General features: G+C 39.7%; 41 protein-coding genes. 39 read left to right on the top strand and 2 right to left on the bottom strand.

Going from position 1 to position 24,213, the window contains the following annotated elements; genetic code table 11:
• From rplC to rplQ, 28 genes are all read left to right on the top strand, one after another.
• The gene (gene rplC / locus AC5KOD_RS19605; protein WP_496916278.1) at window positions 1-630 is read left to right on the top strand and encodes a 50S ribosomal protein L3; all 630 of its coding nucleotides are present in this window, start codon (window positions 1-3) and stop codon (window positions 628-630) included.
• Window positions 631-656: 26 nt separating this feature from the next.
• Window positions 657-1,280 (top strand): 50S ribosomal protein L4, encoded by a 624-nt coding sequence (gene rplD, locus AC5KOD_RS19600; RefSeq protein WP_496916277.1) that lies wholly within the window; start codon window positions 657-659, stop codon window positions 1,278-1,280.
• Window positions 1,280-1,570 carry a 50S ribosomal protein L23 gene (gene rplW / locus AC5KOD_RS19595; protein ID WP_496916276.1) on the top strand — a complete coding sequence of 97 codons (291 nt, stop codon included), beginning with the start codon at window positions 1,280-1,282 and terminating at the stop codon, window positions 1,568-1,570. Before rplD ends, rplW begins: the two co-directional genes overlap by 1 nt.
• A 44-nt stretch (window positions 1,571-1,614) precedes the next feature.
• Entirely contained in the window at window positions 1,615-2,448 is an 834-nt protein-coding gene (rplB, locus tag AC5KOD_RS19590; protein WP_496916275.1) for a 50S ribosomal protein L2, read from the top strand.
• 101 nt (window positions 2,449-2,549) lie between these two features.
• Window positions 2,550-2,828 carry a 30S ribosomal protein S19 gene (gene rpsS, locus AC5KOD_RS19585; protein ID WP_126779042.1) on the top strand — a complete coding sequence of 93 codons (279 nt, stop codon included), beginning with the start codon at window positions 2,550-2,552 and terminating at the stop codon, window positions 2,826-2,828.
• Between the two features lie 22 nt (window positions 2,829-2,850).
• Window positions 2,851-3,198, top strand: coding sequence for a 50S ribosomal protein L22 (rplV, locus tag AC5KOD_RS19580; RefSeq protein WP_209527082.1), 348 nt, complete (start codon window positions 2,851-2,853; stop codon window positions 3,196-3,198).
• Window positions 3,199-3,214: 16 nt separating this feature from the next.
• Entirely contained in the window at window positions 3,215-3,880 is a 666-nt protein-coding gene (gene rpsC, locus AC5KOD_RS19575) for a 30S ribosomal protein S3 (protein ID WP_496916274.1), read from the top strand.
• A gap of 2 nt (window positions 3,881-3,882) precedes the next feature.
• The gene (gene rplP / locus AC5KOD_RS19570) at window positions 3,883-4,317 is read left to right on the top strand and encodes a 50S ribosomal protein L16 (RefSeq protein WP_209527078.1); all 435 of its coding nucleotides are present in this window, start codon (window positions 3,883-3,885) and stop codon (window positions 4,315-4,317) included.
• Complete coding sequence (gene rpmC / locus AC5KOD_RS19565; RefSeq protein ID WP_496916273.1) at window positions 4,307-4,495, top strand: 50S ribosomal protein L29; 189 nt, start codon at window positions 4,307-4,309, stop codon at window positions 4,493-4,495. Before rplP ends, rpmC begins: the two co-directional genes overlap by 11 nt.
• A gap of 24 nt (window positions 4,496-4,519) precedes the next feature.
• On the top strand, window positions 4,520-4,792 hold the full coding sequence (gene rpsQ / locus AC5KOD_RS19560) for a 30S ribosomal protein S17 (RefSeq protein ID WP_496916272.1): 273 nt from the start codon (window positions 4,520-4,522) through the stop codon (window positions 4,790-4,792).
• 53 nt (window positions 4,793-4,845) lie between these two features.
• Complete coding sequence (gene rplN, locus AC5KOD_RS19555) at window positions 4,846-5,214, top strand: 50S ribosomal protein L14 (protein WP_496916271.1); 369 nt, start codon at window positions 4,846-4,848, stop codon at window positions 5,212-5,214.
• 32 nt (window positions 5,215-5,246) lie between these two features.
• Complete coding sequence (gene rplX, locus AC5KOD_RS19550; protein ID WP_209527070.1) at window positions 5,247-5,558, top strand: 50S ribosomal protein L24; 312 nt, start codon at window positions 5,247-5,249, stop codon at window positions 5,556-5,558.
• A gap of 27 nt (window positions 5,559-5,585) precedes the next feature.
• Entirely contained in the window at window positions 5,586-6,125 is a 540-nt protein-coding gene (gene rplE / locus AC5KOD_RS19545) for a 50S ribosomal protein L5 (protein ID WP_496916270.1), read from the top strand.
• An 18-nt stretch (window positions 6,126-6,143) separates the two neighbouring features.
• Entirely contained in the window at window positions 6,144-6,329 is a 186-nt protein-coding gene (locus AC5KOD_RS19540; protein WP_016184192.1) for a type Z 30S ribosomal protein S14, read from the top strand.
• Window positions 6,330-6,362: 33 nt separating this feature from the next.
• Window positions 6,363-6,761: a 30S ribosomal protein S8 gene (gene rpsH / locus AC5KOD_RS19535; protein WP_209527066.1), complete on the top strand. Its 399-nt coding sequence runs from the start codon at window positions 6,363-6,365 to the stop codon at window positions 6,759-6,761.
• Window positions 6,762-6,790: 29 nt separating this feature from the next.
• A complete protein-coding gene (gene rplF, locus AC5KOD_RS19530) occupies window positions 6,791-7,327 on the top strand; it encodes a 50S ribosomal protein L6 (protein ID WP_496916269.1) in 537 nt (178 codons plus the stop codon).
• 135 nt (window positions 7,328-7,462) lie between these two features.
• Window positions 7,463-7,819 (top strand): 50S ribosomal protein L18, encoded by a 357-nt coding sequence (gene rplR, locus AC5KOD_RS19525; RefSeq protein WP_496916289.1) that lies wholly within the window; start codon window positions 7,463-7,465, stop codon window positions 7,817-7,819.
• A gap of 20 nt (window positions 7,820-7,839) precedes the next feature.
• Window positions 7,840-8,340 carry a 30S ribosomal protein S5 gene (gene rpsE, locus AC5KOD_RS19520; RefSeq protein WP_496916268.1) on the top strand — a complete coding sequence of 167 codons (501 nt, stop codon included), beginning with the start codon at window positions 7,840-7,842 and terminating at the stop codon, window positions 8,338-8,340.
• A gap of 13 nt (window positions 8,341-8,353) precedes the next feature.
• Entirely contained in the window at window positions 8,354-8,533 is a 180-nt protein-coding gene (gene rpmD / locus AC5KOD_RS19515) for a 50S ribosomal protein L30 (protein WP_496916267.1), read from the top strand.
• Window positions 8,534-8,578: 45 nt separating this feature from the next.
• Entirely contained in the window at window positions 8,579-9,019 is a 441-nt protein-coding gene (rplO, locus tag AC5KOD_RS19510) for a 50S ribosomal protein L15 (protein ID WP_209527055.1), read from the top strand.
• Window positions 9,019-10,323, top strand: a complete 1,305-nt coding sequence (gene secY, locus AC5KOD_RS19505; protein WP_496916266.1) for a preprotein translocase subunit SecY — start codon at window positions 9,019-9,021, stop codon at window positions 10,321-10,323. Before rplO ends, secY begins: the two co-directional genes overlap by 1 nt.
• A gap of 66 nt (window positions 10,324-10,389) precedes the next feature.
• Complete coding sequence (locus tag AC5KOD_RS19500; RefSeq protein WP_496916265.1) at window positions 10,390-11,040, top strand: adenylate kinase; 651 nt, start codon at window positions 10,390-10,392, stop codon at window positions 11,038-11,040.
• Window positions 11,041-11,248: 208 nt separating this feature from the next.
• Window positions 11,249-11,467 (top strand): translation initiation factor IF-1, encoded by a 219-nt coding sequence (gene infA / locus AC5KOD_RS19495; RefSeq protein WP_126779078.1) that lies wholly within the window; start codon window positions 11,249-11,251, stop codon window positions 11,465-11,467.
• Between the two features lie 32 nt (window positions 11,468-11,499).
• Window positions 11,500-11,613, top strand: a complete 114-nt coding sequence (gene rpmJ / locus AC5KOD_RS19490) for a 50S ribosomal protein L36 (protein WP_009488082.1) — start codon at window positions 11,500-11,502, stop codon at window positions 11,611-11,613.
• Window positions 11,614-11,631: 18 nt separating this feature from the next.
• Window positions 11,632-11,997: a 30S ribosomal protein S13 gene (gene rpsM / locus AC5KOD_RS19485; protein ID WP_496916264.1), complete on the top strand. Its 366-nt coding sequence runs from the start codon at window positions 11,632-11,634 to the stop codon at window positions 11,995-11,997.
• Window positions 11,998-12,028: 31 nt separating this feature from the next.
• The gene (rpsK, locus tag AC5KOD_RS19480) at window positions 12,029-12,418 is read left to right on the top strand and encodes a 30S ribosomal protein S11 (RefSeq protein ID WP_496916263.1); all 390 of its coding nucleotides are present in this window, start codon (window positions 12,029-12,031) and stop codon (window positions 12,416-12,418) included.
• A gap of 81 nt (window positions 12,419-12,499) precedes the next feature.
• The gene (locus tag AC5KOD_RS19475) at window positions 12,500-13,438 is read left to right on the top strand and encodes a DNA-directed RNA polymerase subunit alpha (protein ID WP_496916262.1); all 939 of its coding nucleotides are present in this window, start codon (window positions 12,500-12,502) and stop codon (window positions 13,436-13,438) included.
• Between the two features lie 93 nt (window positions 13,439-13,531).
• Entirely contained in the window at window positions 13,532-13,912 is a 381-nt protein-coding gene (gene rplQ / locus AC5KOD_RS19470) for a 50S ribosomal protein L17 (RefSeq protein ID WP_496916261.1), read from the top strand.
• Between the two features lie 158 nt (window positions 13,913-14,070).
• On the opposite strand, the gene AC5KOD_RS19465 is transcribed toward rplQ, so the two are convergent.
• Both AC5KOD_RS19465 and AC5KOD_RS19460 read right to left on the bottom strand, forming a co-directional pair.
• Entirely contained in the window at window positions 14,071-14,769 is a 699-nt protein-coding gene (locus tag AC5KOD_RS19465) for an ImmA/IrrE family metallo-endopeptidase (RefSeq protein ID WP_496916260.1), read from the bottom strand.
• Window positions 14,744-15,064 (bottom strand): helix-turn-helix domain-containing protein, encoded by a 321-nt coding sequence (locus AC5KOD_RS19460; protein WP_496916259.1) that lies wholly within the window; start codon window positions 15,062-15,064, stop codon window positions 14,744-14,746. The genes AC5KOD_RS19465 and AC5KOD_RS19460 overlap by 26 nt, the downstream gene beginning before the upstream one ends.
• Before the next feature lie 588 nt (window positions 15,065-15,652).
• Between AC5KOD_RS19460 and AC5KOD_RS19455 the strand changes: the two genes are divergently transcribed.
• The 11 genes from AC5KOD_RS19455 to AC5KOD_RS19405 all read left to right on the top strand — a co-directional run bounded on the left by AC5KOD_RS19455 (window position 15,653) and on the right by AC5KOD_RS19405 (window position 24,164).
• Window positions 15,653-16,057, top strand: a complete 405-nt coding sequence (locus tag AC5KOD_RS19455; RefSeq protein ID WP_496916258.1) for a hypothetical protein — start codon at window positions 15,653-15,655, stop codon at window positions 16,055-16,057.
• A 179-nt stretch (window positions 16,058-16,236) separates the two neighbouring features.
• Entirely contained in the window at window positions 16,237-16,416 is a 180-nt protein-coding gene (locus AC5KOD_RS19450; RefSeq protein ID WP_496916257.1) for a hypothetical protein, read from the top strand.
• 11 nt (window positions 16,417-16,427) lie between these two features.
• Entirely contained in the window at window positions 16,428-16,940 is a 513-nt protein-coding gene (locus AC5KOD_RS19445; RefSeq protein ID WP_496916256.1) for a phage major tail protein, TP901-1 family, read from the top strand.
• A 49-nt stretch (window positions 16,941-16,989) separates the two neighbouring features.
• Window positions 16,990-17,346 carry a tail assembly chaperone gene (locus tag AC5KOD_RS19440; RefSeq protein ID WP_496916255.1) on the top strand — a complete coding sequence of 119 codons (357 nt, stop codon included), beginning with the start codon at window positions 16,990-16,992 and terminating at the stop codon, window positions 17,344-17,346.
• Between the two features lie 59 nt (window positions 17,347-17,405).
• On the top strand, window positions 17,406-17,690 hold the full coding sequence (locus tag AC5KOD_RS19435) for a hypothetical protein (RefSeq protein ID WP_496916254.1): 285 nt from the start codon (window positions 17,406-17,408) through the stop codon (window positions 17,688-17,690).
• A 60-nt stretch (window positions 17,691-17,750) separates the two neighbouring features.
• Window positions 17,751-19,340 carry a phage tail protein gene (locus AC5KOD_RS19430; protein ID WP_496916253.1) on the top strand — a complete coding sequence of 530 codons (1,590 nt, stop codon included), beginning with the start codon at window positions 17,751-17,753 and terminating at the stop codon, window positions 19,338-19,340.
• Window positions 19,341-19,354: 14 nt separating this feature from the next.
• Window positions 19,355-20,119 carry a distal tail protein Dit gene (locus tag AC5KOD_RS19425; protein WP_496916252.1) on the top strand — a complete coding sequence of 255 codons (765 nt, stop codon included), beginning with the start codon at window positions 19,355-19,357 and terminating at the stop codon, window positions 20,117-20,119.
• Window positions 20,116-22,872 carry a phage tail spike protein gene (locus tag AC5KOD_RS19420; RefSeq protein ID WP_496916251.1) on the top strand — a complete coding sequence of 919 codons (2,757 nt, stop codon included), beginning with the start codon at window positions 20,116-20,118 and terminating at the stop codon, window positions 22,870-22,872. The genes AC5KOD_RS19425 and AC5KOD_RS19420 overlap by 4 nt, the downstream gene beginning before the upstream one ends.
• A gap of 16 nt (window positions 22,873-22,888) precedes the next feature.
• Complete coding sequence (locus AC5KOD_RS19415) at window positions 22,889-23,710, top strand: BppU family phage baseplate upper protein (RefSeq protein WP_496916250.1); 822 nt, start codon at window positions 22,889-22,891, stop codon at window positions 23,708-23,710.
• Window positions 23,710-24,021 (top strand): hypothetical protein, encoded by a 312-nt coding sequence (locus AC5KOD_RS19410; RefSeq protein ID WP_496916249.1) that lies wholly within the window; start codon window positions 23,710-23,712, stop codon window positions 24,019-24,021. The genes AC5KOD_RS19415 and AC5KOD_RS19410 overlap by 1 nt, the downstream gene beginning before the upstream one ends.
• A gap of 2 nt (window positions 24,022-24,023) precedes the next feature.
• Window positions 24,024-24,164, top strand: coding sequence for a hypothetical protein (locus tag AC5KOD_RS19405; RefSeq protein ID WP_496916248.1), 141 nt, complete (start codon window positions 24,024-24,026; stop codon window positions 24,162-24,164).
• Window positions 24,165-24,213: the final 49 nt, after the last annotated feature.

The following is a 24,213-nucleotide window of genomic DNA, read 5'->3' as shown; positions in this document are numbered from 1 at the left end:
ATGACCAAAGGAATCTTAGGTAAAAAAGTAGGAATGACACAAATTTTTACGGAAAATGGTGAGTTAATCCCAGTAACAGTTATCGAAGCTACTCCAAACGTTGTGTTACAAGTTAAGACAATGGAGACGGATGGTTACGAAGCAATTCAATTGGGTTACCAAGACAAACGTGAAATTTTGGCGAACAAACCTGCGAAAGGTCATGTTGCAAAAGCAAACACGACTCCTAAGCGCTTCATTAAAGAGTTTAAGGATGTTGTGCTAGGAGATTATGAAGTAGGACAAGAAGTTAAGGTGGATACTTTCCAAGCAGGAGACATCATTAACGTTACAGGAATTACGAAAGGTAAAGGTTACCAAGGTGTTATCAAACGTCATGGTCAATCTCGTGGACCGATGTCACATGGTTCTCGTTACCACCGTCGTCCTGGGTCAATGGGTCCAGTAGATCCGAATAGAGTATTTAAAAACAAAAAATTAGCTGGTCAAATGGGTGGCGACCGTGTGACGATTCAAAACCTTGAAATCGTTCGTGTCGACCTTGAGAAAAATGTTATCTTAATTAAAGGTAACGTACCAGGTTCTAAGAAATCATTAGTTCAAATCAAGTCAGCAAAAGTGACTAAATAATCGTTTAAGAGAGGAGGAACTAAGGAATGCCAACTGTAGCATTATTTAAACAAGATGGTACTAAAAATGGTGAAGTAACATTAAACGACACTATTTTCGGTATCGAACCAAACGAAAGTGTTGTCTTTGATGCAATCATCATGCAACGTGCGTCATTAAGACAAGGAACACATGCGGTTAAAAATCGTAGCGCTGTTCGTGGCGGTGGCCGTAAACCTTGGCGTCAAAAAGGAACAGGTCGTGCCCGTCAAGGGTCAATCCGTTCACCACAATGGCGTGGCGGTGGCGTAGTCTTCGGACCAACACCACGTTCATACAGCTACAAACTTCCTAGAAAAGTTCGTCGTTTAGCAATCAAATCTGTCTTATCAGAAAAAGTTGCAGAAAATAATTTGGTTGTTGTGGATGCGTTAAACTTTAGCGCGGCAAAAACTAAAGACTTTAAAGAAGTTTTAAGCAAATTAGAAGTAACTACTAAAGTATTAGTAGTGTTAGAAAGTGGAAATGATTTTGCAGCGTTATCAGCTCGCAACTTGCCGAATGTTTCTGTTGTCTCAGCAGACAGTGTAAGTGTGTTAGATGTAGTAGCTAACGATAAAATGTTAATTACTCAAGCTGCTCTTACTCAAGTAGAGGAGGTGCTTGCATAATGAATTTACTAGATATTATTAAACGTCCTGTGATTACTGAAGCCTCAATGCTTGCGATGGACGAAAAGAAATACACATTTGATGTCCAATTAGGTGCTAACAAAACGTTGGTAAAACAAGCTGTTGAAGCTGCTTTTGACGGTGTTAAAGTCAAAAATGTTAACATCATGAACGTTAAACCAAAGCTTAAACGCATGGGTAAATATGCAGGATATACAAGAAAACGTCGTAAAGCAATCGTGACGTTAACTCAAGATTCTAAAGAAATCCAATTGTTTGACGCTGAGTAATTTAAGTGACAAACGCTAATTTTTAAGTAGGAGGGAACACAGACGTGGCAATTAAAAAGTACAAACCAACCACGAACGGACGTCGTAATATGACAGGTTCTGATTTCGCTGAAATCACAACTGCTACACCGGAAAAAACGTTATTAGAACCAATGAAAAATAACGCCGGCCGTAACAATAATGGTCGTATCACTGTGCGTCATCAAGGTGGCGGTCATAAACGTCAATACCGTGTAATTGACTTTAAACGTAACAAAGACAACGTTGAAGCTGTCGTGAAAACAATTGAGTATGATCCGAATAGATCTGCGAATATTGCGTTATTACACTACACAGACGGTGTTAAAACATATATTCTAGCTCCTAAAGGACTAGAAGTTGGAATGAGACTTGTTTCTGGTGAGGAAGTTGATATTAAAACAGGTAATGCGTTACCTTTATCAAATATCCCAGTAGGTACATTCGTTCATAACATTGAAATGAAACCAGGAAAAGGCGGACAGTTAATTCGTTCGGCTGGAACTCGTGCTCAGGTACTTGGTAAAGAAGGTAAATACGTATTAGTTCGTTTGAATTCAGGCGAAGTTCGTATGATTCTTGCTACATGCCGTGCGACGATTGGTTTAGTTGGTAATGAACAACATGAATTAATTAATATCGGTAAAGCGGGACGTAGCCGTTGGATGCGTAAACGCCCAACTGTTCGTGGTTCTGTAATGAACCCTAACGATCACCCACACGGTGGTGGTGAAGGTAAAGCACCAATTGGTCGACCATCTCCTGTTACACCTTGGGGTAAACCGACACTTGGTTACAAAACTCGTAGCAAGCGCGCTAAATCAGATAAATTTATTGTACGTCGTCGTAAGACTAAATAATAAGAGGAATCAGTTAGTCTATTTTTGGACAAAATGGTTTGTCTTTAAGACAATAAAGTACTCATGGCCATCTAGCCATACAATTTGAGAGGAGGTTCACCATGGGTCGTAGTTTGAAGAAAGGACCTTTTGTTGATGATCATCTATTTAAAAAAGTAGAGGCTCAAAAGGATCTTGAAAAGAAAAAAGTAATTAAAACTTGGTCTCGTCGCTCAACAATTTTCCCTACTTTCGTAGGTTACACAATTGCTGTATATGATGGACGTAAACACGTACCTGTCTATATTCAAGAAGACATGGTAGGACACAAATTAGGTGAATTTGCACCAACTAGAACATATCGTGGCCATACTGCCGACGATAAAAAAACAAAACGCTAATTATTGAGGGGAGGAATTGCAAATGTCAGAACAAATTACTTCAGCAAGAGCAACTGCAAAAACAGTTCGTACTTCACCTCGTAAAACGCGTCTAGTTATTGATTTAGTTAGAGGGAAAAGCGTAGCGGAAGCTATTTCGATTTTGAAATTTACGCCAAACAAGGCGGCTGGAATCATCGAGAAAGTCTTGATGTCAGCTGTTGCCAATGCAGAAAACAACTATGATTTAGATGTTGAAAATTTGGTTGTATCTGAAGCATTTGTAAACGAAGGACCAACGATGAAACGTTTCCGTCCTCGTGCGAAAGGCTCAGCATCACCAATCAACAAAAGAACTAGTCATATTACAGTAGTAGTGACAGAGAAGTAAGAAGGAGGGACAATCAGTGGGTCAAAAAATACATCCAATTGGGTTACGTGTAGGCATCATCCGTGACTGGGAAGCTAAATGGTATGCTGAAAAAGAGTATGCTGAATACTTACACGAAGATCTAAAAATTCGTAAGTTCATCTCTTCAAAACTTGCCGATGCTGCTGTGTCAAAAGTTGAAATCGAACGTGCTGCAAAACGCGTGAACATTTCTTTACACACAGCTAAGCCAGGTATGGTTATTGGTAAAGGCGGATCTGAAGTTGAGAACTTGAGAAAAGAATTAGTTAAATTAACTGGTAAAAAACCAAATGAAATTCACATCAACATCGTGGAAATCAAAAAGCCAGATTTAGATGCTAAATTAGTAGCAGAAGGAATCGCACGTCAGCTTGAAAGCCGTGTAGCATTCCGTCGTGCTCAAAAACAAGCAATTCAACGTACGATGAGATCAGGCGCTCAAGGAATCAAAACACAAGTCTCTGGTCGTTTAAACGGAGCGGATATTGCTCGTTCTGAAGGTTATTCAGAAGGAACTGTTCCACTTCATACATTGCGTGCCGATATCGACTACGCATGGGAAGAAGCAGATACAACATACGGAAAACTAGGAGTTAAAGTGTGGATCTATCGCGGAGAAATTCTTCCAGGTAAAAAAAACACTGAGAAAGGAGGGAAATAATCATGTTAGTACCTAAACGTGTAAAATACCGTCGTGAGTTTAGAGGTAAAATGCGTGGCGAAGCTAAAGGTGGTAAAGAAGTATCATTTGGTGAATACGGCTTACAAGCAGTTGAATCAAAATGGATTACTAACCGTCAGATTGAAGCTGCTCGTATTGCGATGACTCGTTACATGAAACGTGGCGGTAAAGTTTGGATTAAAATTTTCCCTCATAAATCTTATACATCAAAAGCTATCGGCGTTCGTATGGGTAAAGGTAAAGGAGCTCCTGAAGGATGGGTTGCACCAGTAAAACGTGGTAAGATCATGTTTGAAATCGCAGGCGTTTCTGAAGAAGTTGCTCGTGAAGCATTAAGACTTGCTTCTCACAAATTACCTGTTAAAACTAAGATTGTAAAACGTGAGGAAATGGGTGGTGAATCGAATGAAGGTTAAAGACATCAAAGCGTTAACCACTGCTGAACTACTTGAAAAAGAGAAGGAATTTAAGGAAGAATTATTCAACTTACGATTCCAACTTGCTACGGGACAATTAGAAAACACTGCGCGCATTCCAGAAGTGCGTAAATCGATTGCACGCATTAAAACAGTGTTGCGTGAACAAGAAAAGTAACATTGGAAGGAGGCCATTAAGCGAATGACTCAAGATCAAGAAAGAAATCAACGTAAAGTTTACCAAGGTCGCGTTGTTTCAGACAAGATGGAAAAAACTATCGTTGTTGTTGTTGAAACTCGTAATGCTCATAAGAAATACGGTAAACGTGTAAAGTATTCAAAAAAATACTATGCGCATGATGAAAACAATGTTGCCAAAATTGGAGACATCGTTAAAATTATGGAAACTCGTCCATTATCCGCTACAAAACGTTTCCGTTTATTAGAGGTCGTTGAAGAAGCAGTAATTATCTAAGCGAGATTTTCCTATATAGATTGAAGCTTAAAATCTGAAAGGAGGATACAATTGTGATCCAAACAGAGAGTCGTTTAAGAGTAGCTGATAACTCAGGTGCTCGTGAAGTACTAACAATTAAAGTGTTAGGCGGATCAGGACGTAAAACAGCCAACATTGGTGATATTATCGTATGTACGGTTAAACAAGCAACGCCAGGTGGAGTTGTTAAAAAAGGTGAAATCGTTAAAGCTGTAATCGTTAGAACAAAAACTGGAGCTCGTCGTGCAGATGGTTCTTATATTAAATTTGATGAAAATGCTTGTGTGATTATCCGTGATGATAAGAGTCCTCGTGGTACACGTATTTTCGGCCCAGTTGCTCGTGAATTACGTGATAGCAATTTCATGAAGATTATTTCACTAGCACCAGAAGTATTATAATCAATTCTTGTCAAAAGGAGGTGCGAAACAATATGTTTGTTAAAAAAGGCGATAAAGTTAAAATTATCACTGGAAAAGACAAAAACAAAGAAGGCGTAGTTTTAACTGCGTTCCCAAAAGCTGATCGTGTCATCGTTGAAGGTGCTAACATGATCAAAAAGCATCAAAAACCTAGTGCTGGCGCTCCCCAAGGAGGCATCGTCGAAACAGAAGCATCTATTCATGTCTCTAACGTGATGGTCATTGACCCATCAAACGGAGAACCAACAAGAGTAGGTTATAAAGAAGTTGACGGTAAAAAAGTGCGTGTTTCTAAAAAAACAGGTGAAGTATTAGATAAGTAGTAAAGAACGGAAGGAGGGACCGACAGAATGAACCGCCTGAAAGAAAAATATATTAAAGAAATTACTCCGTCTTTAATGGAGAAATTTAATTACACATCAATCATGCAAACTCCAAAAGTTGATAAGATTGTTATTAACATGGGTGTTGGTGAAGCAACAACAAATGCTAAGAACTTAGATAAAGCCGTTGAGGAATTAACGTTGATCTCAGGTCAAAAGCCGATCATTACAAAAGCTAGAAAATCTATCGCTGGTTTCCGTTTACGTGAAGGCATGCCAATTGGCTGTAAAGTTACTTTACGTGGCGAAAGAATGTATGAATTCTTAGACAAACTAGTTTCAGTTTCTCTACCTCGAGTACGTGACTTCCACGGTGTCAGCAACAAATCGTTTGATGGTCGTGGTAACTTTACATTGGGTGTTAAAGAACAATTAATCTTCCCAGAAGTAGATTACGATTTAGTTGATAAAGTACGTGGTATGGATATCGTTATCGTTACAACTGCTAACACAGACGAAGAATCCCGTGAATTATTAACACAACTTGGAATGCCATTCCAAAAATAATAAAAGGAGGCGAACTACTTGGCTAAAAAATCAATGATTGCTAAAAATAAACGTCCTGCAAAATTCTCAACTCAAGAGTACACACGTTGTGAACGTTGTGGCCGTCCACATTCAGTTTATCGTAAATTTAAACTTTGCCGTATTTGCTTCCGCGAACTTGCCTATAAAGGACAAATTCCCGGCGTGAAGAAAGCTAGCTGGTAACAAAAAACCCGCATAAAGGAGGTAAATAGTTCAATGGTCATGACAGATCCAATCGCAGACTTCTTAACTCGCGTACGTAACGCAAACATGGTTAAACATGATATGTTAGAAGTACCTGCTTCAAAAATTAAACATGATATCGCTGAAATCTTGAAACGTGAAGGTTTCATTCGTGATGTTGAATATATTGAAGATGACAAACAAGGCATCATTCGTGTGTTCTTGAAATATGGTCGTAATGAAGAGCGTGTAATCACGAACTTGAAACGTATTTCTAAACCAGGCCTACGTGCTTACGTTAAAGCTGATGACGTTCCTAAAGTCTTAAACGGACTAGGAATTGCTATCATTTCAACTTCTGAAGGTGTTATCACTGATAAAGAAGCAAGAGAACGTAACATCGGTGGCGAAGTTATCGCATACGTGTGGTAATCGAAACTAACTAGAAGGAGGTGTCTTGAGTGAGCCGTATTGGTAATAAAGTAGTCGTAATTCCAGCTGGTGTGACTGTCACAACAAATGGAAACGACGTAACAGTTAAAGGACCTAAAGGTGAATTAACTCGTACTTTCGTTGACGTTATTACAATGAATATTGAAGGTAATGAAGTGACATTTACTCGTCCAAATGACAATAAAGAAAATCGCGCACTGCATGGAACGATGCGTGCCAACTTTAATAACATGGTTGTTGGTGTAAGCGAAGGATTTGAAAAAGTTCTTGAGCTTATCGGGGTTGGATACCGTGCCCAATTACAAGGATCAAAACTTGTATTGAATGTTGGGTATTCTCATCCGGTTGAGTTTGAAGCTCCTGCGGGAGTAACAATCGAAGTGCCAGCAAACACAAAAGTTATCGTTAAGGGTGCTAACAAAGAACATGTTGGCGAATTAGCGGCTAACATCCGCGGAGTACGTCCTCCAGAGCCGTATAAAGGCAAAGGAATTCGTTATGAAGGCGAACACGTACGTCGTAAAGAAGGTAAAACTGGTAAATAGTAAGCTTAGAATAGTGATTGAAAGATTGTTTGACAATCTTTCACGTCTTATTCAAAGACTTACTTATATCAAACAGCTATGTTATATAGCTTACAAGTCTGCTTAGCAGCAAACAAATATAAAGAGGTGACAATTGTGATTTCAAAACCAGATAAAAACAAAACACGCCAGAAGAGACATGGTCGTGTACGCGCAAAAATCTCTGGTACTGCAGAGTGCCCACGCTTGAACGTGTTTCGTTCTAACAAAAACATCTACGCTCAATTAATTGACGACGTAGCGGGTGTGACGCTAGCAAGTGCCTCTACCTTAGATAAAGAAATTTCAGGTGGAACAAAAACCGAAACAGCAGTTGCTGTTGGCGCATTAATCGCTAAAAAAGCAACTGAAAAAGGTATCAAAGAAGTAGTTTTTGACCGTGGTGGTTATCTTTACCATGGCCGTGTTGCAGCATTAGCTGGAGCAGCACGTGAAAACGGACTAGAATTTTAGGAGAAGGAGGAACACCATTCATGGTTTATATTGATCCAAAAGGTTTGGAATTAGAAGACCGCGTTGTTGCGATTAACCGTGTTACAAAAGTTGTAAAAGGTGGACGTCGTTTGCGTTTTGCTGCAATTGTTGTGGTTGGCGATAGAAATGGTCATGTTGGTTTTGGTACTGGTAAAGCTCAAGAAGTACCAGAAGCAATCCGCAAAGCAATTGAAGATGCTAAGAAAAACTTAATCGAAGTGCCGATGGTTGGTTCGACAATCCCTCACGAAGTATTGGGTGTCTACAGTGGTGGACGTACTCTTATGAAACCTGCTTTAGCCGGTTCTGGAGTAGCCGCTGGTGGTCCAGTTCGTGCCGTATTGGAATTAGCTGGTGTCGCTGATATTACAAGTAAATCTTTAGGTTCTAATACACCAATCAACGTTATTCGTGCAACAGTTGAAGGCTTATCTCGCTTGAAACGTGTTGAAGAAGTTGCTGAATTACGCGGAAAAACTGTAGAAGAAATCTTAGGATAAGGAGGACAAAATAATGGCTGAATTAAAAGTTACATTAAGACGCAGCGTTATCGGACGTCCTCAAAACCAAAAAGATACAGTGAAAGCTTTAGGCTTGGGTAAACTTAACAGCTCTGTTGTTAAACCTGATAATGCTGCCATTAAAGGCATGATTAACACTGTGTCACATTTAGTGGACGTTGAAGAAGTATAATTTTACAATTGAGATAGAATTACTAAAAGAGGAGGTGCCAAGTAAATGAAACTTCATGAGTTACAACCTTCAGAAGGTTCAAGACACGTGCGTAATCGCGTTGGTCGCGGAACTTCATCTGGTAATGGTAAAACAGCTGGCCGTGGTCAAAAAGGACAAAAATCTCGTTCAGGCGGTGGCGTACGCTTAGGCTTTGAAGGTGGACAAACACCACTATTCATGCGTTTACCAAAACGTGGATTTACAAATATTAACCGCAAGGAATACGCAGTTGTAAACCTTGATGTCCTTAATAAATTTGAGGACGGTACAGAAGTAACACCAGCATTGCTTGTTGAATCTGGAATCATTAAAGATGAAAAAGCGGGAATCAAAGTGTTAGCTAACGGTGAATTGACGAAAAAATTATCAGTGAAAGCTGCTAAATTTTCTAAATCAGCGCAAACAGCTATCGAAAACGCTGGTGGTTCAATCGAGGTGATTTAATGTTAAAGTTATTGAAAGACGGGTTCAAAGTTAAGGATATCCGTAATAAAATATTCTTTACGTTATTTATCTTATTAGCATTTCGCGTAGGCGCTCATATAACAGTTCCTGGCGTAGATGCTAGAGCATTGGCCCAATTAAGTAATAATCCATTGTTTAACATGTTGAACACTGTAAGTGGTAGTGCTATGGAAAATTTCTCATTGTTTGCAATGGGTGTTTCTCCATACATTACGTCTTCAATTGTGATTCAGTTACTACAAATGGATATTGTGCCAAAGTTTGTTGAATGGTCTAAACAGGGTGAAGTTGGCCGTAGAAAATTAAATCAAGCTACTCGTTATTTGACGTTAATCTTAGGATTTGTACAGTCAATGGCGATTACTGCAGGGTTTAATCGTTTTGCGGGATCCGGATTTGATTTTGTTAAAAAAGCAGATGCGACAACTTTTATCACGATTGGGATTATTTTGACTGCTGGTACGATGTTTGTTACATGGATGGGTGAACAAATTAGTGAAAAAGGGATTGGTAATGGTGTATCAATGATTATCTTTGCGGGGATTATTTCTCGTTTACCTTCTGGTATCAAAGAAATTATTGAGGATAAATTCATCAATATCGACCAAAGTGATATTTGGAAGTCTGTTATTTTTGTAGTTGTTTTGATCATTGCAATTCTTGCGATTGTAACGTTTATTACATACTTCAACCAAGCAGAACGTAAAATTACGATTCAATACACAAAACGTGTTGCAGGTGCACCGCAAAGCAGTTATTTACCGTTAAAAGTTAATGCTGCAGGTGTTATTCCAGTCATTTTTGCTAGTTCATTGATTTCTACACCAAATGCATTTATGCAGATGTTTTCAACAACAAAAGCAGATGCAACCTGGTTTAAAGTGTTATCACAACTCTTTAATTATTCAACCTTGCCAGGGGGAATATTCTATACGGTGCTAATTGTCGCTTTTACATTCTTTTATGCGTTTGTTCAAGTTAATCCTGAAAAAGTTGCGGAAAACTTGCAAAAACAAGGTAGTTATATTCCTAGCGTTCGCCCAGGAAAAGGAACAGAGGACTACATCTCTGCACTTTTACTGCGTTTGAGCGTTGTGGGCTCTATATTCTTGGCCTTAGTTGCAATTTTACCAATTATCGCGCAAAACATCTGGAAGTTACCTTCTTCAATTGGATTAGGTGGAACTAGCTTGTTAATTGCGATAGGGGTTGCTTTAGAAACCACAAAACAATTAGAAGGTTTGATGATGAAACGTCAGTATACAGGTTTTATTGTTAAGTAAGAAGCGGGTGTTGAGGAAGCTCCTCAGCACTAGCTCGAACTTCGCTGATCTATAGGAGGAATAAAGATGAATCTCATAATAATGGGGCTACCTGGAGCAGGTAAAGGGACTCAAGCAGAGCGCATCATTGATGCTTACGGTATTCCACATATTTCTACTGGAGATATGTTCCGTGATGCTATGAAGAACGAAACTGCCTTAGGTCTTGAAGCAAAATCCTATATTGATAAGGGAGCACTTGTTCCCGATGATGTAACAAATGGTATTGTGAAGGATCGTCTAGCTGAACCTGACACAGCGTCTGGTTTCTTGTTGGATGGGTTCCCACGTACAATCGAACAAACACAAGCTTTAGAAGAAATTCTATCAAGTTTGGGCAAAAAAATTGATGCCGTAATCAATATACATGTAAAAGAAGATGTTTTGATTGAACGTCTAGCTGGTCGTTTTATTTGCCGGACATGTGGGGCAACCTACCATAAGGTGAATAATCCACCGAAAGTTGAAGGAACATGTGACCGTTGTGGTGGACATGATTTTTATCAACGGGAGGATGACAAACCTGAAACGGTTAAAAATCGTTTAGCTGTTAACATTAAAGGCAGTGAACCGATTCTAGACTTTTATGAAAAAGCCAATCTTTTACACACAATCGATGGAAATCGCCAAATTGATGCTGTCTTTACTGATGTTAAACAGATTATTGACAGTATTTAGAGAATCTAAGCCAAAAGTAGCAGTTATTCTTGTGGATTTGTTTTTACCTTGGCAATCAAGAGGTTGTGTGATAAAATAACTCAGCTAACTTTAAATTAAGCTAATTATATGCTATAATCTGTAAGTTGAGGTGTTTTTGGTGGTGTCTGGTCGACCCGCCGATTTTTATCGTGTGAAAATACGAAACAAGTATAAGGAGGTACTATGTATGGCGAAAGAAGATGTGATTGAAATTGAAGGTACAGTCGTCGAAACTTTGCCGAATGCAATGTTTAAAGTCGAACTTGAGAACGGACATGAAATTTTAGCGCACGTTTCTGGGAAAATCAGAATGCACTATATTCGTATCCTTCCAGGAGATAAAGTGACTGTTGAATTGTCACCGTATGATTTAACAAGAGGTCGCATTACTTATCGCTTTAAATAATTGTACTCCGTAAAATTCAAGGAGGTATAATCATGAAAGTAAGACCATCAGTAAAACCAATTTGCGAAAAATGTAAAGTAATTCGTCGTAAGGGACGCGTTATGGTTATTTGCGAAAATCCAAAACATAAACAACGTCAAGGATAATTAGGAGGTGTAGCATAAATGGCTCGTATTGCAGGAGTAGATATCCCTCGTGACAAACGTGTAGTAATCTCATTAACATATATTTATGGAATGGGTAAAACAACTGCACAAAAAGTCTTAGCGAATGCTGGAGTATCTGAGGACATTCGTGTACGTGAATTAACGAATGATCAATTAGATAAAATCCGTGCAGAAGTGGATAAATTAAAAGTTGAAGGCGATCTTCGTCGTGAAACAAACTTGAACATCAAACGTTTGATGGAAATCGGTTCATACCGTGGAATTCGTCATCGTCGTGGTTTACCAACTCGTGGTCAAAACACGAAAAACAATGCGCGTACGCGTAAGGGTCCAGCCCGCGCTATCGCAGGTAAGAAAAAATAATTCAAAGTAAAGTGAAGGAGGTTAGAACTTCATGGTAGCAAAAAAAGTTAGCAGAAAACGCCGTGTGAAAAAGAATATTGAGTCTGGTATTGCACATATCCACTCAACATTTAACAATACAATCATAATGATTACTGACGTTCATGGAAATGCTATTTCTTGGTCATCAGCAGGATCATTAGGTTTCAAAGGCTCTAAAAAATCAACTCCTTTTGCCGCTCAAATGGCAGCAGAAGCAGCAACTAAAGTTGCGATGGAACATGGTTTGAAAACTGTTGATGTAACAGTTAAAGGCCCTGGTTCAGGACGTGAAGCAGCAATTCGTTCATTACAAGCAACAGGATTAGAAGTGACAGCAATTCGTGACGTCACTCCAGTTCCGCATAATGGATGCCGCCCTCCAAAACGCCGTCGTGTTTAATGAGTGTCTTTCATTTTGAGTGTGAACTTAAGAACGTCATTGAGCAAGACACTTTTCGTTTTGAAAGGGGTATAGATAAGAATGATTGAATTTGAAAAACCAAGAATCACCAAAATTGATGAAGATAGAGATTATGGCAAGTTCGTCATCGAACCTCTAGAAAGAGGCTACGGGACTACTTTAGGTAATTCTCTACGTCGTATTTTATTATCTTCTTTACCAGGAGCGGCTATTACTAATCTACAGATTGATAGTGTGCTACACGAATTCTCAACGATTAAAGGCGTGCGAGAAGACGTGACGCAAATTATCTTAAATATCAAAGGGTTAGCATTGAAGCTTTATACTGAAGAAGAAAAATCCCTTGAAATTGATGTGACTGGTCCAGCAACTGTTACGGCAGGTGATATTATTACGGACAGTGATGTTGAAATCTTAAACAAAGATTTGCATATTTGTAGTGTCGCTGAAGGGGCAACTTTCCGAGCTCGTCTAATGGTTAAGCCAGGACGTGGATATGTCCAAGCAGATGAAAACAAAAAAGAAGATATGCCAATCGGTGTATTGCCTGTTGATTCTATTTACACACCAGTTCGTCGTGTTAACTATCAAGTAGAGAACACACGCGTTGGCCGTCGTGATGATTTCGACAAATTAACATTAGAGGTTTGGACAGATGGTTCCATCATGCCACAAGAAGCGATTAGCTTAGCGGCAAAAATTCTGACTGAGCATTTGGATATCTTTGTAAACTTAACTGATGAAGCTAAAAATGCTGAAATCATGGTTGAAAAAGAAGAAACTCAAAAAGAAAAAATGTTGGAAATGACTATCGAAGAGTTAGACTTGTCTGTACGTTCATACAACTGTTTGAAACGTGCTGGTATCAATACCGTTCAAGAGTTAACTGATAAGTCTGAACCAGAAATGATTAAAGTACGTAACTTAGGACGTAAATCATTAGAGGAAGTTAAAAACAAACTCGATGATCTCGGTTTAGGATTGCGTCAAGACGATTAATACTTTCGTATGAAGGAAGACCTCTATCCTTGGAAGCTTAGCGACCATAGGATTAGCGGATACCGGACCTATGAGTTAAAGGAGGAAAACTAAGTGAGCTATCGTAAATTAGGACGCACTAGCAGTCAACGTAAAGCAATGTTGCGCGACTTAACGACAGATCTAATCATTAACGAGAAAATCGTTACAACTGAAGCACGTGCGAAAGAAGTACGTTCAACAGCTGAAAAAATGATTACATTAGGTAAACGTGGCGATCTTCATGCTCGTCGTCAAGCAGCTTCATTCGTAAGAAATGAAATTGCAGATGTACGTGAAGAGAACGATGAGATTGTAGTTGAAACTGCATTACAAAAATTATTCAGTGATATTGCACCTCGTTATACAGAACGCCAAGGTGGTTATACTCGTATTTTAAAAACGGAACCACGTCGCGGAGACGCTGCCCAAATGGTTATCTTAGAACTTGTCTAAATGAATAACTACATCACTTTATTGGTGATTCACTTTAGAGTGTTATGATGTTGGAGTCTTAGGCTCCGAGTCTAGCTCGTCGCTACTCTCTGGTCAGTAATGCCAGAGAGTATGCACTCATCATAAAATTTTGGCCCTTTATGGGTTATTTTTTTTGTCTAAAATATCATTAACTGTTGCTTATCAGTGATGTATGATTGAGTGATGAACTTTTTTTGCTCAATGGCTAAAACAAAAGGTTTCATTTGTCCTTTTAAGTAAATGGGTACATCAAATAAGGAGGAAGAATATCGACGTGAGATATAGTTTACATTATTTAAGGCTGTTTTGGCGCACTGTTTACTGACTAGAAAGAAGGTTGATAAATAAGTCACATCATCGTCTGGAATGTTGCGAACTAAGAATGAAGGGATTAAAACCTCGGCTGCTAATGTATCCGCTTCGATTTCGAAGATTGGGTTATCATTAAGGTAGATATTATTGCGGCTGAGGGAAAAAGTCCCTCCTTTTTTTAGATGACCTAGTTTGATGTGAGCCAGTTCATGAGCCAGAGTATAATTGATTCTACCGGCATGTTTGATTGTGTCATTATAAAAAATTAAATAACGTTCCTTCTCCTTTAAATATGCTGTCGCACCATCAGCACTTTGAGTGAATTCAACGACTTCCTCCAAAGTGAGTTGGTTTTTTTTTGCAAATTCTGAATAGGAAATGAGGCCAACATTTGGTTCATTTTTAATCAGGGCAAAGGGGTTAATTGGAAATGCCTGAATTTTGTTTGTTTTAAGTAAGCCATAGGCTAAGGTTTTTGCCAATTTAAAATTGGGCTTATTAGTTGCTCCACAGTTCATCGTCATCAAAAGTAGCCTCCAATATTCGTAAGGTTTTCTCCCGCTGTTCGGGTGTCATTTGTTTCGCCTTACGTTGAATCATAAAATAGTTTTTATCCTCGGTACTGTCATCTGTTCGCCCTAATAAATAGTCCACAGAAACATTAAAATAGTCTGCAATACGAACCAGTTTATCGCTGGAAGGAGAGCTTTTTGCCCATTTTGTAATGGCACCACTGGATAAACCAACAGCTCGTTCTACTTCTGCTAAACTTACATTTTTTTCATTTGCTAAGCTTCTGATTACCTCTAAGACTGTCATTGTATCCTCCTTTGAAAATATTCTTATATATAATAGTTGACGATGAAAATATTCAGTGATATATTGAAACTATCAAGAATGAATCAAGTTAGTCAGCTAAAAAATTTAGGCGTTACTAAAGTGATTGATTCGTTATTATGCTATAATTATAGAATATTTTCCGAGATTAAACAATATAATGGTGAATATATTCGATATTATTGATGACAGACCTATTACAGTTTCTTTTTTTAACAACTAAAAAGAACGTATGTTCGTATTTTTATTTTAACATATTGTTAAGTAAAGGTAAATTTGAAATGACTTTCTTATTTTGGAGGTAAAGTAATGAAGAATGGGTGTTGATATATGAGTGAAAAGAATTATCTGGCTGACGATCTCTCTGTAGTTATTAATCTGATTGCCAGTCGACAGCAGATTTGATTGGGAGTGCATTTGGATTATTAAATAAAATCATTTTATAAGATGTCATGAAGTTATTTGGAAAAGATACAACATTTAGAGAAATAGTTGTATCTGTGTTAGTTAGCGACATTATTGCTAACTATTATTATAGGGAAAGTTAAATAGACAAGGAGTTGATGTGGAATGAGTGAACAGTTAAAAATTGGTAATAAGGCACGACAACATGTCAGAGAAATGCTAAGTGAGTATCCTCAGATGAAAAAGGAAATGGAACAGTTAAGACAGTCTTTAATGACGGTTCAGGAAGATGGCAGTAATCAGTTTTCGGCATTTGAGGCAAATTCAACCATTAAGATTGTTTCTCATGAGCAAATTTATTTCAGAAGTTTGGCGTTGAATGTTATTGATGAGGTTATCAGTAATGCTACAACTGAATCTCAGGTCATTATTGACTTGAGGTATTTTAAACGCGAGCCACTATCCTGGGTGGCCATCTCCCTTAATGATGAGGTAGGCTATTCGGAAGATAATTGTCGCAAACTTGAAAAGAAGCTAGTAGATGAGATTGCTAAGCGGTTAGGGTGGTAGTTTTACCAGTTTGTGGTTTTTTATTTACCAGTTTCAAGAGGCTTTTGGCGGTAAAATAAGTATGTAAGGTGATAGAGAAGGAAACAAAAAGACAACCAACCTTTATTTTTAGTAATCCTTCTCTGCTATCTTCGGTCCAAGCATTTAATGACTAAAAAAGACATGGAGGTTATCCGGATATGACAAAAGCAGGCAATAAAGTAACAGGCAAATTAAAAAAGGCATCACGAACATATACTGATGTAGAGGTGGATGCCATAGTCAAACAGAAATTAGCAAGGCTGCACCAACAGTTAGGACTAAAGAAAGACATGGGGATGATTAAAAAAATGACCATTACCATTGATTTCGAAAAATAGGAGAAAATAAGATGACATTAGAAGCAAAAAAAGGAATTGACGTAATTTTATTATACCGTTTATTGAAGAAAGAGACGGAACAAGACGCGTGGAAATTAGCCTTCCAAACTGAACACGAAATTGGCTTGAGTCGTGAGGCCAGCAGTGCACCAACAAAAGATGGCGCCGTTCAAAGCATGGCTCAATTGGAGTACGAGTTTTCGGCCACTTCAATCGTTGCCAAAGGCGATGCACATGTGAAAGAAATGCGACAAGCTTTAATTGACGGCGAATTAATTGAAATCTGGGAAATTGATAAATCAGAAAAAGGAACAGGGGCCGTTAATCAAGACAAGTTTGCCGCGACTTATTACCAAGGGTTTGTCACAAGCTTCTCTCAAACTGCAAATTCAGAAGACGGAGTTGAGTTATCTTTAGAATTTGCGATTAATGGGACAGGACAAGATGGATTTGCCTCGTTATCAAAAGATCAGGCAGAAGTGGTTCAATACGTTTTTAAAGACACAACAACGGTTGGTGCTTAGTTATTACGATTGAAACTAGCTATAACAAGTTAAATTAGGAGGCAACGGAATGAAACTGATCATTAATAAAAAAACCTATTCATTTAAATTTGGAACAAAATTTGTACGAGAAATTGACGCTCGGTTACCTTTGGAACAAGAAGGTATCAAATTTGGTTTTGGCCTATCGGCTAAAGTAATTCCCGAATTACAAGGAACTAATGTTAACACCCTTTCTACCGTACTATTTTTAGGCAATTTGACTGAAGAAGATAAGGTCTCACAGGATATCTTAGATGATTACATTGATGGTGTCGAAGATATCGAAAATCTATTTGACGAGGTAATGAAGGCACTAGCTGAATCAAATGCGGGAAAGTTAGCCATGCGAAACTTACAGGAAAGTTTGAAGAAAGCCAAGAATTAACCGAAAGTTCCGCAGAGACATACGAGAAGATCAAGATATTCTCATTAAGATGTTTGGGCATGACCGATATTAGAGGGATTGAACGGATGACACCTTATGAATTTGAGCTGCGAGTGACTGCCTTTAAATTAAGAAAGCTGGATCAGGAATACGACTTCCATCTGCAAGCTTGGTTAGGTCAGCAAGTGCAGGCGACGAAGAAATTAGGCAAAAAAGAAGTGCCTTACTTTAAAGATTTCAATGCTTTCTTTAATTATCAAAAGAGGGAGCAAGAAATTCTAGGCCTCACAGAGGACACGCCTGACTCCCAATTCACGCAATTAATGAGAAAAGCTAATAGTTAGAAAGTAGGTCATTCTACGGAAGATCTAGCTAGCAAGTTCATAAAAGAAAGGAGGTAACATGTGGAACTATTTAGTGTAGAAGCGATATTATCCGCAACAGATACAAATTTATTTTCGCGAATGAATGCTCGAGCTGAACAGCGAGCCGCTAAAGGTGGTGGATCGTCAGGGGGCGGTGTTGATGCGGCTGGTAAATTGTATGACCAGACGAAGCAATTAAACGCAAGTCTTGGAAAAGTCAGTGATTTTTTAAGCAATGCCAGCAGTGTCAATGCGCAACTATCTGAGTTTGCTGCGACATTTGGTTTCGAAGCAGTTGGCCAGGCATTACAGCAAGTATCGGGTTTTCTGGATACGGCTCAAACTGTGGGAAGTGGCTTAGGTATGTTCACCCAAGGCTTAGGTCAAATGTCAAGTGGTGTAGAGACTGCTCAAATTCTAATGATGGAATTTTCAGAAGGTGGTTTTGGTGGATTAGGCTCTGCCATCTCTGGCCTAGTTGGAGGGCCTTGGGTCCTGATTGCTGGGGCAATAGCAGGACTAGTTGCTGGCTTCATCTACTTATGGAACACCAACGAAGGCTTTAGAATCGCAGTAATTGAAATTTGGACGATGATATCGGAAACCATTAGCAATATGATAATCACCATTGCCACATTTATTTCAGAGGTTTGGGGCAGTATCGTTATGTGGTGGATGGATTCCAATAATCAGGTTCGTCTAGCAGCAGAAAATGTGTGGGCCGCCATTAGTGCAGTTATTACCACAGTAGTGAACGTGATTTCAACGATTGTTCAAACCGTCTGGAGTGCCTTAACAGCTTTTTGGACGGAACATAATGAGACCATTAAAAACGTGGCCAGTGCTATTTGGAATGGGATCAAAGCTACCATTGAGTTTGCGATTAATGCCATTTCGACGGTAATCGGCGTCGTTTTGGGTGTTATTCAAGCCCTTTGGCAAGGGACTTGGAATACAATTCAAACTTATGTAGCGACTATTTTCAACATCATTGCCACAATTATTCAAACAGGTTTAAACATTGCCAAAGGGATTGTTTCAACGGTGATGAGTCTGATTAGCGGTGACTGGTCAGGAGCTTGGAATGGCGTCAAAGAAACAGTAGCGGCTGCTTGGGAAGGGGTTAAAAGCATTGTGACTACAGGGATTGAAGGGGCCTATAATGTGATTGCTGGCTGGTTTAATACCTTTAAAGATGCCGGTGGTAATCTGGTGAAAATGATTGGTGATGGCATCTTGGCCGGAGTTACATTTGTGACTAATGCGATTGACACGATTGTCGGCAAAGTTCGCGACTTCTTGCCATTTTCACCAGCTAAAACAGGCCCCTTATCGGATTTAGATCAGTTAAATTTTGGTGGCACGATCGCCTCAGGAATATACGCAGGAGAAGCACAAATCACACGAGCGATGGATAGTGTTTTATCCATCCCATCATTGTTTGAATTAGATAGAACTTTAAATAGCAGTAATCAGCAAACAATTCATGCTAAAAGTGAATTATTACTAACCCTAAATAAGCAACCAGCAGTCTTTACTGTTAATTTGGGAAATCAACAATTTAGAGCTTTTGTTGATGATATTTCCCAAGCCATTGGCGGTAGTACAGAACTGAATTTAGCCTTTTAGAGAGGAGGAGAACCATGTATCATTTTCAAGATACAACAGAGGCACAAGTCACTCGCGAATCGTTACCAACATCAGCCATGAATTACGACGGTCTGTTTTTTGAAGAAACCATTGAGGGGTACCGGACACTATCCGTCAGTGGCCGTGAAATGATTTCGTTGGAGATTGAAGCAGACAGCCGTAAAACAGGGACGGTGATTTACAATCAAACTCTTCCTCAGCGAACACTAACCGTTCATTACCAACTGCGTCATGATAATGCGGAAGAGTTGCTGGTTAATTATCGGCGATTAATGGCTTATTTATACCGGGAACGAGACGTGATCGTCTACTTTAATGATGAACGAGACATACATTATCTCGGCAGGTACTCGGCATCAGATGAAATTGCTGGAGACAGTTATACCATCGTATCTAGCTTTGATATTTATTGCCAAGATTCACGGAAATATACGAAAGAGTTTACCTCGACAGGGTTTATTGGTGGCACATTCAGCTATCGAACAAAACCAGATACAATCATTATCACTACACGGAAAAAAGGCAGTTTAGTGATTTCCAATGGCTCCCAAAAGATCACCATGAGCCAAGTGGTCTTTAATGAGGGGGATCGGGTCGAAGTGGACTTTAAAGAAGGAAGGATTATAGTCAATGGGCAAAACAGAACCTATTATCTGGATTTAGATAGTAGTTTTGAAGACTTCTATCTGGCCCAAGGCCAAACCATTACTAGTAACAATGGGGAGTTAAAGGTTATCTATCGAGAGGTGAGTTTATGAGTAATGTCTATTTTTTTAATGACATTCAACGTTTAATTAAAGTAGTTTCGGAGCAAGCCTTGACAGAAGTGATTCAGGAACAGGAAATAACAGCGGCCAAGTCTGAGCTGTTGAACGATACCTTATCTGTGGTTGTGGATTATCACGACGAGCTTAAAGAGGCCGCTTATATGGCCGTCAGAGAACTGGACTTATCTTTCTCCATGTACAGAATATACAATACCTCTGATTCAGGTGACCAACTCACCTTTACAGGCGTGGGATTCGCCCCAGATGAACTGGCTGGCTACGTGGTTGAGAACCTTCAAGTTGAGGAACGTCCTATTAAATCTGTGGCTCAGCTCTTAGTAAAAGGCACGGATTGGACGGTAGGCTACGTGGACGACCGCTTGGCTGCTGTCAGTGGTGAGTTTAGCTATCTTTCAATTAAAGAAGCACTCAAACAATTACAAAAACTCGGCTGTGAAATTGTCTTTAAGTGTCAGTTGGAAGGGCGAGGCATCAGCCGTAAATGGATGGATATCTATCAGCAGATAGGCGAAGTCAGTAACATTCGTTTTACCTATGGCGAGAAAGCCTTAAATATTATTAGAGAGCAAGACCGCAGTCAGATATATACCTCACTAATCGGTCGGGGAAAGAGCCAAGAAGTTGGGGATGGACAAGGGAAAAAGCTTGACTTTAAAGAGATTGAATGGAAAAAAAGCCGCGGCAACCCCTTAAATAAGCCAAAAGGCCAACAATGGTTAGAACTACCAGAGATGACTGCCGCCTATGGCATTCCCATGAGTGACGGAAGTATGGGCAAACGAGAAAAAGTGGTTACCTTTGACAATGAAGATAGCCCGAAAAAATTATTAGAACGAACCTATGAGGAATTAGTGGCATGCTCACGGCCCTTAGTCCAGTTTAAAACCACTACCTTAAGTAGCGATGCGATTGGGAATTGGGTCACCGTTCATCGCAATGATCGTGGCTATCATTATGAAACACGTGTTTTTAAAGTTAAAACAGACCGGTTAACTGGCAAAAGCGAGGCTGGTTTAGGAGATAACATGACCAAAAGCGCTTCGCGAAATACGGCAACCATTCAACACGAGTTAAAAGCCATGGATGAACGCAAGATGACCTTTCAGGAATCGGAAGAAATTGCCAAGTGGCAGTCCGATGTTGTGAGAGGGGCTAAAGGTGGTTCGATTATCATGATGAATCCTTCAGATACGGGGGAATCAGACAGTCGGATACCGAATCAAATGGTTTGGATGAACGGCCCGACCTTGGATGCCAGTGATAATTTTTTGGTGGCAAACAGCCAAGGAATCGGCTTTATTGATGGGCCTTTTGACATGACTGATTTTAAACCAGCCTGGTCGATTGATGGCACATTTGACGCTAATTATATTAAAGCTGGTGTTCTGCGTGCGATTGATATCATAGGCGTTACAATCACTGGTTCAACAATTACAACAGACGGTGACAATCATAAAGTTCGCTTGAAAAACGGCATGTTGAGTATTTTAAATGATGATAATGAGGTTATTGGTTCCCTATTTGCCAGTTATAGCTCAGCTACAGGAAAAGCCAACGGAGTGGCTCTACAACAAGGGAAAAATGAGATTTTATCCTTAAATACTTCAAATCTCAATGACGGCGGTAGTACCTATGTGATTCAGATTCCTAAAGAATCCAATTCCAACAAACCTTTGATCAATAGCCGTGGCAAGTGGCATCATGATGGCGATCTTAACATTGATGGCAGATTGACTTTAAATGGTCAGGAAGTGACACCAGGTGGTTCCGGTGGAAATAACAATTGGGATGGACAGTACCCGCCAGAAGTGACGACAGAATTAGATAAACGGGCCTGGGAAATTTGGATAACAGCCATTAATCAAGGCTATGCCAAAGAATCAGCGGCAGGTATGATGGGCAATATTCAACGGGAAACAGGTGATATGAGCCCAACTGCCAATGAACGACCAGGAGTGCCTGGCTATGGTTACGGACTGGTTCAATGGACTGACTCTACCCAAACTTATACAGGCAGAGAGTACATGATTGACTTGATGGAGCGGGCTCAGATTAAAGATAAGCCAGATACCATTCAGGGTCAAATGAAATTAATCGACTGGCATGCTAAAAATGGTCAGTGGATTCCAACGGGCGAATTCCCGCAAACCTGGGCTATGTTTAAACAAATGACTAACATTGAATCAGCCACCATGGCCTTTTTGAAGAACTTTGAACGGGCTGGAGTTGAAGCTGCTGGGCAACGGATTGAAAATGCTCGTAACTGGTACAACAAGTTTAAAAACTTAAAGCCACCAGTGATAGGCACGATCTTTAAGCCGCCGATTGGAGGACTGATTACGGTGACGAGTGAATTTGGCTGGCGTGTGAGTCCTATACCCCCTCATGGAGACGAACTTCATAACGGGATTGATTTAGTTAACGGTAATCCCAATACCCCTATCTATGCAGCTATGGCCGGTGAGGTTGTAATAGCGGATAATTATCCGGATTGGTATGGCTTGTATATTGTCATCAAACATCCTAATGGAAAATACACTGGGTATGCCCATAATTCGTCCTTAAATGTGAGTGTTGGTCAACAAGTGGCTCAGAGTCAGCAGATTGCTGTTATGGGCACGACAGGACCCTCAACAGGTGAACATTGTCATTTTCAGATAATGAACGATGTTTGGCCGAGTAATGAAGGATTTGAAAACCCAAGACCCTATATCTTGGGGTAAAGAAAGGAGTGATGGAATGATTCAAGCAAAATGGAAAGGGATTTTAAGTACAACCGAGCCGTATAATCATCTTGGTTTAATAAAAGTCCGTCAGGGAAATCAACAGACGGAAGTTTTTGATTTTCAAATTAGTCAGCAGCATGAGTTGTTTCCGAATTTAAATCAATACGATGTCTATTTTCAAACGGTCAGCAATCAGTTGCCAGTAGAAATTAAAGCAGAGGTCATTGATAATCAGAACAGCCTTGTTCGACTGGTAATGAACGATTACTGTATGCAAAAAACGGGCAAACATCAAGGGAACTTTTGTTTTAAGCGAGATAATCAGGTAGTTGGAACGACCCAAGACTTTACTTATGTGGTGATGCCAAGTCCAGCAACTGCTAATTTTGATACAGGGGCATACTGGCAATCGGCTCAAGACTTGATTGATGAGATGACACAGTGGATTGAAGAGATTAAAGAGACACTGGGAGAAAATGCCGCCATAGAGCTAGGCAATCAGGTCAATCAGCTTAAGCAGGAGCTGATCAGCGTCAAACAGCTCTTGACAGAAACCAATCGGGAAGTGATTGAGGCGCGCAAGTCGTCAGCATCAGGTCAAACATTTGCTGATTTGGGCACTCGGTTAAACCATCTGGAAGAGTCCCACTATACCTTGCCTTATGAAGAGGTTGTGACATTGCAAACCCTACAAGACGATCGGTTCAGTCTCAATCATCAAGTGGTTAAGGAACGAACTGTGGCAACGGATCATAACTTGCCAGGACTCGTTGTTGCAGAAATTGGTAATCCAAACCAAGATACCTTTTATCTTGAGAAAGTCGGTGAATTATAGTGGGAATTGAAATCAAGCGCATCATGGAAAAAGATGCTAGTGGTGTAAATCGGCAAATTTATCCCATAACACATATTTCTGCTGTTGAAGGAATCGACGCCTTTGGCAATCAGGAGGCGACGGTTAAATCAGTTAACGGGAAAAAAGGCGACATTTGGCTAACACCTCAAGATCTAGGAATTTCAGAATCTGGCATCCCAATTGCCTCAGAAATCCAAGATGGGATACTGACGGCAGAGATGTACCGAGAATTAAAAGAATTGATTGAACATATTAATAATGGAATCTCATTGGAAAAGGTGGATGAATAACGATGGTAGATATTGTAAAAGTAAAAAATGCGGGAGTCGAGGTTTACCCTCAAACCCATGCGAAAGCAGTACTAGGTCTCAGTACCATTACTGGCCCACAAGGACCAAAAGGGGACACTGGGGCAAGGCCCTCAAGGAATTAAGGGCGACGTGGGAGCGGCTGGCGCAACAGGACCAATTGGCCCACAAGGA

Source organism: Vagococcus sp. WN80Y, from assembly GCF_059621045.1.
The sequence above is the reverse complement of the archived record's forward strand: the minus strand, read 5'-3'. Positions and strand labels throughout refer to the sequence as shown.

What these genes read in the sequence shown, in the direction of transcription:
- rplE (WP_496916270.1), top strand. Translation starts at nt 5,586, where the DNA reads ATGAACCGCCTGAAAGAAAAATATATTAAAGAAATTACTCCGTCTTTA.
- rplW (WP_496916276.1), top strand. Translation starts at nt 1,280, where the DNA reads ATGAATTTACTAGATATTATTAAACGTCCTGTGATTACTGAAGCCTCA.
- AC5KOD_RS19440 (WP_496916255.1), top strand. Translation starts at nt 16,990, where the DNA reads ATGAAACTGATCATTAATAAAAAAACCTATTCATTTAAATTTGGAACA.
- secY (WP_496916266.1), top strand. Translation starts at nt 9,019, where the DNA reads ATGTTAAAGTTATTGAAAGACGGGTTCAAAGTTAAGGATATCCGTAAT.
- rpsS (WP_126779042.1), top strand. Translation starts at nt 2,550, where the DNA reads ATGGGTCGTAGTTTGAAGAAAGGACCTTTTGTTGATGATCATCTATTT.
- AC5KOD_RS19415 (WP_496916250.1), top strand. Translation starts at nt 22,889, where the DNA reads ATGATTCAAGCAAAATGGAAAGGGATTTTAAGTACAACCGAGCCGTAT.
- AC5KOD_RS19465 (WP_496916260.1), bottom strand. Translation starts at nt 14,769, where the DNA reads ATGACGATGAACTGTGGAGCAACTAATAAGCCCAATTTTAAATTGGCA.
- AC5KOD_RS19450 (WP_496916257.1), top strand. Translation starts at nt 16,237, where the DNA reads ATGACAAAAGCAGGCAATAAAGTAACAGGCAAATTAAAAAAGGCATCA.
- rpsH (WP_209527066.1), top strand. Translation starts at nt 6,363, where the DNA reads ATGGTCATGACAGATCCAATCGCAGACTTCTTAACTCGCGTACGTAAC.
- rpmD (WP_496916267.1), top strand. Translation starts at nt 8,354, where the DNA reads ATGGCTGAATTAAAAGTTACATTAAGACGCAGCGTTATCGGACGTCCT.
- rpsQ (WP_496916272.1), top strand. Translation starts at nt 4,520, where the DNA reads ATGACTCAAGATCAAGAAAGAAATCAACGTAAAGTTTACCAAGGTCGC.
- rpmC (WP_496916273.1), top strand. Translation starts at nt 4,307, where the DNA reads ATGAAGGTTAAAGACATCAAAGCGTTAACCACTGCTGAACTACTTGAA.
- rpmJ (WP_009488082.1), top strand. Translation starts at nt 11,500, where the DNA reads ATGAAAGTAAGACCATCAGTAAAACCAATTTGCGAAAAATGTAAAGTA.
- AC5KOD_RS19420 (WP_496916251.1), top strand. Translation starts at nt 20,116, where the DNA reads ATGAGTAATGTCTATTTTTTTAATGACATTCAACGTTTAATTAAAGTA.
- AC5KOD_RS19405 (WP_496916248.1), top strand. Translation starts at nt 24,024, where the DNA reads ATGGTAGATATTGTAAAAGTAAAAAATGCGGGAGTCGAGGTTTACCCT.
- AC5KOD_RS19425 (WP_496916252.1), top strand. Translation starts at nt 19,355, where the DNA reads ATGTATCATTTTCAAGATACAACAGAGGCACAAGTCACTCGCGAATCG.
- rpsK (WP_496916263.1), top strand. Translation starts at nt 12,029, where the DNA reads ATGGTAGCAAAAAAAGTTAGCAGAAAACGCCGTGTGAAAAAGAATATT.
- AC5KOD_RS19500 (WP_496916265.1), top strand. Translation starts at nt 10,390, where the DNA reads ATGAATCTCATAATAATGGGGCTACCTGGAGCAGGTAAAGGGACTCAA.
- AC5KOD_RS19460 (WP_496916259.1), bottom strand. Translation starts at nt 15,064, where the DNA reads ATGACAGTCTTAGAGGTAATCAGAAGCTTAGCAAATGAAAAAAATGTA.
- rplC (WP_496916278.1), top strand. Translation starts at nt 1, where the DNA reads ATGACCAAAGGAATCTTAGGTAAAAAAGTAGGAATGACACAAATTTTT.
- rplD (WP_496916277.1), top strand. Translation starts at nt 657, where the DNA reads ATGCCAACTGTAGCATTATTTAAACAAGATGGTACTAAAAATGGTGAA.
- rpsE (WP_496916268.1), top strand. Translation starts at nt 7,840, where the DNA reads ATGGTTTATATTGATCCAAAAGGTTTGGAATTAGAAGACCGCGTTGTT.
- AC5KOD_RS19445 (WP_496916256.1), top strand. Translation starts at nt 16,428, where the DNA reads ATGACATTAGAAGCAAAAAAAGGAATTGACGTAATTTTATTATACCGT.
- rplP (WP_209527078.1), top strand. Translation starts at nt 3,883, where the DNA reads ATGTTAGTACCTAAACGTGTAAAATACCGTCGTGAGTTTAGAGGTAAA.
- rpsM (WP_496916264.1), top strand. Translation starts at nt 11,632, where the DNA reads ATGGCTCGTATTGCAGGAGTAGATATCCCTCGTGACAAACGTGTAGTA.
- rplX (WP_209527070.1), top strand. Translation starts at nt 5,247, where the DNA reads ATGTTTGTTAAAAAAGGCGATAAAGTTAAAATTATCACTGGAAAAGAC.
- rplV (WP_209527082.1), top strand. Translation starts at nt 2,851, where the DNA reads ATGTCAGAACAAATTACTTCAGCAAGAGCAACTGCAAAAACAGTTCGT.
- infA (WP_126779078.1), top strand. Translation starts at nt 11,249, where the DNA reads ATGGCGAAAGAAGATGTGATTGAAATTGAAGGTACAGTCGTCGAAACT.
- rplO (WP_209527055.1), top strand. Translation starts at nt 8,579, where the DNA reads ATGAAACTTCATGAGTTACAACCTTCAGAAGGTTCAAGACACGTGCGT.
- AC5KOD_RS19435 (WP_496916254.1), top strand. Translation starts at nt 17,406, where the DNA reads ATGACCGATATTAGAGGGATTGAACGGATGACACCTTATGAATTTGAG.
- AC5KOD_RS19475 (WP_496916262.1), top strand. Translation starts at nt 12,500, where the DNA reads ATGATTGAATTTGAAAAACCAAGAATCACCAAAATTGATGAAGATAGA.
- AC5KOD_RS19455 (WP_496916258.1), top strand. Translation starts at nt 15,653, where the DNA reads ATGAGTGAACAGTTAAAAATTGGTAATAAGGCACGACAACATGTCAGA.